At 36.3% G+C, this 8044-nt stretch carries 7 protein-coding genes and 2 pseudogenes; 7 read left to right on the top strand and 2 right to left on the bottom strand.

What is annotated here, in order from left to right; translation table 11 throughout:
• The first annotated feature begins 439 nt into the window (after nucleotides 1-439).
• The 7 genes and pseudogenes from BP621_RS07275 to cydB all read left to right on the top strand — a co-directional run bounded on the left by BP621_RS07275 (nucleotide 440) and on the right by cydB (nucleotide 5782).
• Entirely contained in the window at nucleotides 440-583 is a 144-nt protein-coding gene (locus tag BP621_RS07275; protein ID WP_292388824.1) for a hypothetical protein, read from the top strand.
• A gap of 240 nt (nucleotides 584-823) precedes the next feature.
• A complete protein-coding gene (locus tag BP621_RS07270; protein ID WP_292388822.1) occupies nucleotides 824-1147 on the top strand; it encodes a hypothetical protein in 324 nt (107 codons plus the stop codon).
• Between the two features lie 634 nt (nucleotides 1148-1781).
• On the top strand, nucleotides 1782-2048 hold the full coding sequence (locus BP621_RS07265; protein ID WP_292388820.1) for a hypothetical protein: 267 nt from the start codon (nucleotides 1782-1784) through the stop codon (nucleotides 2046-2048).
• Between the two features lie 462 nt (nucleotides 2049-2510).
• Nucleotides 2511-2630, top strand: a pseudogene (locus BP621_RS07260) (IS5/IS1182 family transposase); the annotation flags it as partial.
• A 110-nt stretch (nucleotides 2631-2740) separates the two neighbouring features.
• Entirely contained in the window at nucleotides 2741-3163 is a 423-nt protein-coding gene (locus BP621_RS07255; protein WP_292388818.1) for a Fur family transcriptional regulator, read from the top strand.
• A 256-nt stretch (nucleotides 3164-3419) separates the two neighbouring features.
• On the top strand, nucleotides 3420-4736 hold the full coding sequence (locus tag BP621_RS07250; protein WP_292388816.1) for a cytochrome ubiquinol oxidase subunit I: 1317 nt from the start codon (nucleotides 3420-3422) through the stop codon (nucleotides 4734-4736).
• Nucleotides 4737-4738: 2 nt separating this feature from the next.
• Nucleotides 4739-5782 carry a cytochrome d ubiquinol oxidase subunit II gene (gene cydB / locus BP621_RS07245; RefSeq protein WP_292388814.1) on the top strand — a complete coding sequence of 348 codons (1044 nt, stop codon included), beginning with the start codon at nucleotides 4739-4741 and terminating at the stop codon, nucleotides 5780-5782.
• Nucleotides 5783-6565: 783 nt separating this feature from the next.
• On the opposite strand, the gene BP621_RS07240 is transcribed toward cydB, so the two are convergent.
• A complete protein-coding gene (locus tag BP621_RS07240; RefSeq protein ID WP_292388813.1) occupies nucleotides 6566-7123 on the bottom strand; it encodes a DUF1269 domain-containing protein in 558 nt (185 codons plus the stop codon).
• A gap of 447 nt (nucleotides 7124-7570) precedes the next feature.
• Nucleotides 7571-7927, bottom strand: a pseudogene (locus BP621_RS07235) (transposase); the annotation flags it as partial.
• Between the last annotated feature and the right edge of the window lie 117 nt (nucleotides 7928-8044).

Genomic DNA, 8044 nt, shown 5'->3' with positions numbered 1-8044 from the left:
AGACTTCAAGTCTCATTTTTTTTATTTTTATATAAATTCACGTTGACTTTAGACAAATCTCAGTATCTGCAGGCTGAGTTCATACTAAGTATAAAGTCGGTAAAACCAATTTTATTCTCAAATGAGAGTTTCAGAATTTAAAGTTGTACTTTAGATATATAACGAATGTTGTGTTTTTTCAGTTCAAGTTTTACTCTATAATGAACTTGAAATTTTTTACGTCAAATAATTTTTTGCTTGAATCCTATTTTTGATGTCATTTATTTAATATAATTTATGATATTACTATGTGCTGGAGTTGGGATAAAATAAAGGAATTCCCATAGGTTGCTAATCTTCTAATTTCAAGGAGTTTATTTATGAAACATCTAAAAATATGTCCAAAATGCCATTCTGATCTGAAATTGCACTCAGATGGTAAGACTCAGTATTGTAACATATGCAAGTACTGGACAAAAGTAGGTACTGCAAGACTCGATTCAATCATGATTTACGGATGAAAAGAGGGGATAAAATGGAACACGAACTTGAAGAAGTCGAGAGAGATTACATTGAGTTTAGAAAAGAAATAGGAGAGGAATAAATACTCTCCTTTTTATTATATTGTATGTATCTTACTATTTATAAATCATTTTAAATTACCTAGGTTCTTAAACTTGGGTCAATGTTATTGAAATATACAATTTCTTTAATATATTCCAGAAATTTCGGTATATATGATAACTATATATTGAACCATGAGATATTTTTAAGTAAAATATTTTATGGATTACATCAAACCTGAAAAAAGGTCATACTAAGACCCGCTGATTTTTACAGTAGAATGTCAATGACTGGTGGATATGCTGATCCTCTAACTTTTGCAGCAATAAGTCTGATAATTTACGGGCTTCTAAATGCGCTTATCGGTTTACTAATGCTTAAATTTGGATATGGGGATAAAATTATCTGGGGAATGTATAGTGTTGGACAGTTAAGTTTACTCATGATAATTTTTGTTCTGTCGAATATGAATGAATTCATTGGAGAACCATATTATAGTTTTGAAGATTACACAATTTTGTCTGTGATTATAGTACCCATTTTCGGTATTATCTTTCTCCTTGTTGGTGCTGCAATACTTAACATTCTTTATGTTGTATCCTGAAATAATTTCGCAGACCCAAAACTATTTGGAAGTCCAATACAGAATACAACAGCAGGCGACGCAAAAGATTAAACGTTGAGTAAATTCCAATTCCATTTTGGTGTTGTGGAGTAATTATGTAAAATGAAACAAATTCAAAGTTGAAGTAAAATAATGGGTCACCTATATATAATATATAACTACAATAAAAAATTAAAAAATCGAAATAATTTGGGGATAAAACACAAAGAAACGTCTGGATTATTAAAGGATACTGAAATATCTGAGACGAATCAGAAACTTTTTTTGAATTTTGTCAATTACTGTTTTTCTGATGGTATAGGTGAGCACAGGGCTTTTAAATACTTATCCACGCTTAAGATAGTAGCAGAGTCTATTTTAACTGATTTGAAAACTCACCAGAGATTAAAGCCGGTTTGCGAACTCTCAAGACTGTGAAATGGACTTTACAATTTATTAAAAATTGATTAGAGATCAGCGTATAGACGGTATATTTGTAACTCTTATAAGTTATGTTATGATGCATTGTGGAGCCAACTAACTAATTAAAACACTAGAAGAAAGAGACATAAAATCTAAAAAGGTACTATGAGTTTTTGGATATCAAAAATCATGCAAAAAAGGGATGAGAATAGTGGACGAACCCGATAAAGATGACTCTATAACCAAAAAATCTGTGGAAATCTTCTGCTATACTTTATTTAGTGGACTTATTTCAGCCATCTTTGGTTTAGTTATGTTTTTACTAATAGGCTACATATCATGGGTTAATAATAATTTAGTTATGGCATCTCTCGATGTAATTTTTTCCATCTATTCATCTGTCCTGGTATTTTATGAATTTAAAAAAGAATTTAATAAAATCATTATTGAAAAACAGAATAAGTCTAAATCTACTTAAGAAGCCCAAATCTATTGAATTTGAATAATAAAATTTCAATTGATTTGAAAACTCATCAGTTGTGCCTTAAACTCCCACTCGAGGCTTTTTACTTTGCATTTCTTTTATATACTGCAGGTTCAAAGCTTACTTTCGTTAGAGGTAGACGAATGATGATAAATATATAAACTAAATGTTTCTGCACATTTGGAATCTGTAGAAGATTTTGCTATTTCTGAAAGGAATAAAGAGTTAATACGGACTTTATTGACTACTGTTTTTCTGAAGGCTTATATCCTAAAGAATGCGCGGTAGTTTTAAGGGAAAATCACTGCATTTAGTGGGGGTATCTGTAACTGCTATCAATAACAAAGAGGTCAGGTAATTACAAATTTTTTCCGCCATGTGATCTAACATGCTTCCAAGTTATATAATTTTGGCAAAAAGATCCTTATGTACACATATCGCATTATTATTCCTTTTTTACACAGATATACGAAGAGTTCTGTCCAAAATTACTGTTCTTTAGCTATACTTTCAGTGGGGAAAACTTTAGGTTACAACATTAAGGAAATAAAGCAGTTACAAGACTTTACTAAGTGAAGAAATAAAGAGGGAAATAGTAATTGTTAAATAATAATAAATATTATTTAGTACTGGATATCATGTATATCTGAGTAAACCTGCTTCATAGGTAATTTAGGTGGACAACAATGAAGCCCACAGAGAAAGCTGACATGAAATACACAAATCAGAGAGTAGAAATACTTGCTTTCCTACGCGGACACAACGGTCATCCCACTGTAGACGAAGTTTATGATGGGGTTAGAAAAAAACTGACGCATATAAGCAAGGCTACCGTATATAAAAATCTCAAATTCCTTACGGAGAAAGGGTTACTGGAGGAAGTAAATGTAAAAGGAGTCTCAAGATTTGAAGCGAATTTCATTCCACATCATCATCTAATCTGCCGGGAGTGCGGAAGGATGGAGGATTTCAATTCTGAACAATTGTTGGATTACTCGATGAAGATAGCTGAGGAAATAGAAGGATTTACTATTGTTTCAACGAGCACTAACTTCTATGGCATATGTAAAAAGTGTAAGGAGTCTAAGGGGTATAAGGAGGAAACATAACTTGAGCAGGACACCATGGGGGAACAGTATGTTATCCGGATGTACAATGATATATCCTTCAGATGGTCAAAGATAAAGATCCGGTGACATACAGCATTGTGCTTTATATCTCACTTCAGATTCTCACTTCAGATTATCATTGATGAGATTTAGCATGAAGATGTCTGCAAGCCGTGACGGAAGACATCGGCTTGTTTCAGCGCAAATATAGTCTTGTGCGGTAAATAATAAAACGAGGGAAGACGAGGGGTAATGAATGGTTGAATTGCTTTTATTAAGCCGGCTCCAGTTTGCCATAACAGTTGCATTCCATTTCCTATTCGTTCCACTTACACTGGGACTCGCACTGCTAGTGGCAGGCATGGAAACAATGTACTATAAGAACAAAGATGAAACCTGGCGAAAAATGGCCGATTTCTGGGGTAGGGTATTCAAGATAAACTTTGCAGTAGGTCTGGTAACAGGCCTTGCAATGACTTTCCAGTTCGGTACTAACTGGGGTGCCTATGCGGAATTCATGGGAGATGTCTTTGGACCACCTTTAGCGGTGGAAGCATTACTGGCTTTCTTCCTTGAAGGTACTTTCTTTGGCGCATGGATATTCTTGGACCGCAACCGTCAGAAACTAAAGGCATTTTCCATGTGGATGGTCGCTCTGGGCACTAACATATCTTCATTATGGATTATCATTGCTAATGGTTTTATGCAGCATCCAGTCGGCTATAAGATGGCTGCTGATGGGAGCAAGGTGGTTATGACAGATTTCTTTGCTCTACTTACAAACAGCTATGTGTGGTACATGCTGATACACACTCTGTTTTCAGCTTACCTGTTGACTGCATTCCTGATCATGGGAATCTGTGCATATCATTTTCTTAAAAGGAACAACAATGAAGTGTTCAGGAAGTCTTTCAGAATAGCAGTTACCATAGCACTCGTTACTTCAGTCATTCTTCCAGTTCTTGGTCACGGTTATGCACAATATGTTGCTGAGCTTCAGCCTGCTAAAGGAGCTGCAATGGATGCGATATGGGAAACAGGTTCCCGAGTGCCCATGTATCTGATACAGGTACCTGATTCGAGTACCGGTTCCAATAGTGTCCAGTTGTTGGAAATTCCAGGTCTTTCAAGTTTCCTGTATACAGGAAGTTTCAGCGGAACGATAAAAGGACTTAACCAGTTACCTCGGGATGAACTACCACCTGTAGGAATGGTATTCTGGAGCTTCAGGCTGATGACAATTCTGGGGTCCCTGTTTATCATTGAGGCTCTTTTAGGCTTATATCTTCAAAAATCAGGCAAGCTGTACACATCGGATAAGTATCTGAAGTTACTGATATGGTCTATTCCTCTTCCATATATTGCCATCACTGCTGGCTGGATTGTAGCTGAGGCAGGGAGGCAGCCATGGCTGGTATATGGTCTTTTAAAAACAGCTAATGGTATATCATCGGTTCCCACATCAGATGTATTGTTAAGTATTGTCCTTATCAGCACATTCTATCTGATCCTGATGGTCTTTGAGATATACCTCATGAAGAAAACCGTAGTCAATGCGATAGGAGTTGAGTGAAGATGTTCGATTTCCTTACCCATAATATGCTTGCTGTTATCTGGTTCTTCCTGTGGTGTGTAATATGGGGAGTTTACTTCATTGTAGATTCATTTTCCCTTGGAGCAGGTCTTCTGACACCCTTTATTGCCACAGACAAGGTTCAGAAGATGCAAATCCAGAGAGCTGTGGGTCCTTTCTGGGGCGGTAATGAGGTATGGTTAGTCCTGGCTGCAGGGGGAACATTTGCTGCATTCCCTTTGGTATTCTCAAAGATGTTTACTTTCCTGTATCTTCCTATGATGTTGCTGCTCATCGGCCTGATTGCAAGGGGCATTTCCGTGGAATATCTCCACAAAGATGATAATCCCCAGATTCAGAAGGCCTTTATGTGGGGATGGTTCGCTGGAAGCCTGCTAGTCTCTCTGGTCCTCGGAGTTGCATTTGCGAATTTCTTCAAGGGGCTTGAAATCGCTTCAGGAGGAGTTTATAATGGCACCTTTATTGGACTTTTCAGTCCGTATGCTTTGATAGGCGGTATCCTCTTCGTGCTTATGAGTGTTACTTCAGGCGCGCTCTGGATCAATGTCAAAACCGAAGGTGCTATAGCTGCAAAAGCAGGTAGTCTGGCAAAGAAGAGCACTCTTATTGTACTTGTACTTGCTCTGGTCTATCTAGCATATTCCTTTGTGGGTATAGAAGGTTTTACAACCAACTATTCAGCCACCCCAGCTCTGTACTTATTGCCAGTTCTTGCAGTAATGGCAACTGTTCTTGCTGTGTTCTTTGCAAAAAAGGAAAAGGGGTTCCAAGCCTTTTGCAGCAATCTCTTAGCGTTTCTTTTCGCTGTTCAGACCGGACTTGCAAGCATCTATCCTTACATGCTTAAGTCCTCTGTTTCTCCTGAATACGGAATAGATATCTTTGAGGCAGCATCAAGCCACATGACCCTGAGCATCATGCTGGGAGGAGCACTGGTATTCGTGCCCATAGTCATCATCTACCAGCTGTGGGCATATACACTGTTCAAGGAGAAGATAAAAGAAACAGAGCAGGTCGATTACTAACCTGCTTTCTCTTATTTCCCATTTATTTTGTTATTTTATCTGTGAAAGCACAAACTCAATAATAAATATTAAACTAAAATTAAACTAAAATATGGGCGGTCCATTAATAGTCAGTTGATGTTTTCCAGAGCATTTTCATTCGTATTCTGCTCTCATGCTCTGCTTATGTACACTAACTTTTCTGTAACAGGTAAGCGTAGAAAACAGATAAACTATGTAAAAAAACATTCAAAGGCAAAATATCAACCAGCTACTAATGCACTACCAAAATATAAAGGCTGAAAAGATAAAGGCAAGTGGTACTGTCAAGTCTATGAGGAATAAGAATTTTTTCGGGATATAGACGAAACTATAAATTGTCTATCCCTCATAGACCTGACAGTATCCGAAAAAGAGTTTTAAACAATCAAACCTTGACGTTTACTCGCATAAAATCAGTGTCTTGATGGCTTAGGGGTATAGCGCGTCCTTGGTAAGGATTATGTCGTGGGGCCGTTAGGCAAAAACAACGTTAGTTGCGCGTGAATAAATGATCACAGAAAACGAAATTAAGCTAATTATTGACACTATAGCAAATAAGCAAGGTAAGGCAATAATTAAGTTACTCTGGGAATATTAGAGCTGGAATAGGGAAAGTTGACAATTTGCAAATAAAATATCTAAAAATTTGATTATTTAAATACAATTATTCCTCTAAATGATAAACCTAATATTCAAAAACAAATTAAAAGCGAAAAATATAACATAAAAGCATAGTCATTTACTCACTTCACATTAGTTTAGTCAGAAAGGTGGACTATTACACCGGACTTTCTTCTCATCTGCAACTTTGACCGCGTGCGTCAGTTCTCTTCCAGCTACAGCGAGTAGCTCAGGTGTGAGCATTCCTTGAGAAATCAATATTCCTCCCACATTGCAAATAGCCTGTTTGAGGCTCCTTGCCCAAAGGTGTTCAATGATAAGAATAGCAGCAGCAGTGTTTTCCGGGATTGCTTCAGTTATCTCTATAATATCTTCTTTGGTTATTCCATAGTTTTCGCGGGCTGCTGCCAAGATTCCTTCCTCTGTGCCTCCCCTAGCTATCTCTTCACCAATTGTTCCATATCCCATAAGCCCTCTTATAACGGTACCGAAATGTACTCTTTCTTCTTCATCCAGTTGTGTAGCTTCCAGAGAAGTAACATTTTCGCCCTCACCATGCCAAACAAAAAGTAGGTCAATGAGTCTAATCATTCTTTTTTCCAGGACTGATTCAAGCTCTCGACGAATCTGACCGTGAAAGTCTGGATCCTCAAATACGATGACTAAGAGCTGCATCGGTTCATACATCAATTTATACATTTATTCCCCCCATTCTAAGTTCCGCTTCGGCTGTCTCTCTTCTGTTGTATTTCACTTCACAAACACTACGTTGTCACATGAATTAGTTATGGAATCTACCTTATTTCCGGTAACTTTTTTCATCTTAGTCGGAATCCCGCAGTCAAAAAAGTCACATCAGTACTAATATAGCAGTATGATACAAGAAAGGTATAAAATTTAAAATATATATAACTAATCAGATATAATATAAAATTTAAGAATTAAACCTGCAGGAAGATAAGAATAGTGGATTAGGAATAATTACATGGTTGGAGCGAGAAATAAATATCTACTGAATCATAATTGTCTAATGTGTAAGTCTAGCTGCAACATCAAATGTTCTTGATTTTATACTTCAAGAGAGGAAATTCCATTTTTACAGGCTTAATCGTTGTGTTGAATTATTACACGTCGAAACGTAAGTAGTCACCTGGCATTTCTGAATCGAATACCAAAGACTTTTGACTGAAAGGATGTTCTTTTCATTTTGAGCCATAAATACCATAAATAATTACTATTCTTCAGTTCTTTTACCGTCAATTGTTCTCTTTTTCTAACTTCATCCACTGCTCTATTCATCATTTTCATTAAATGGAGCTTATCAAAAATAATTTTTGAATCTGGGAATTCATTTTTAATTCCTTTTATGAATGATGGAGACATATCGCAACTTATGGACTGAATCATGGTGGGTTTCCCATCATGATTTATTAAATCTTCATTAAATTTGGTAAGAGTTGAGGAGTTTTTCTCTTCGCAAACGTATATAACTTTAGAATTTTGGGCTTTGTAGAAATCCTCAATTTTATCCACAGCGAGTTTACAATATTTTTATTCATGTTGTACACTAATATTTTTTCTTTTATTTCTTTTACTTAATTGTAAAATTTTCTTGCTTTA

It is taken from the genome of Methanosarcina sp. UBA5 (assembly GCF_002505485.1).
In the GTDB taxonomy this organism is placed as follows: Archaea; Halobacteriota; Methanosarcinia; order Methanosarcinales; family Methanosarcinaceae; genus Methanosarcina.
Note: the sequence above shows the minus strand (reverse complement) of the source record. Positions and strands in the feature narration are given on the sequence as shown.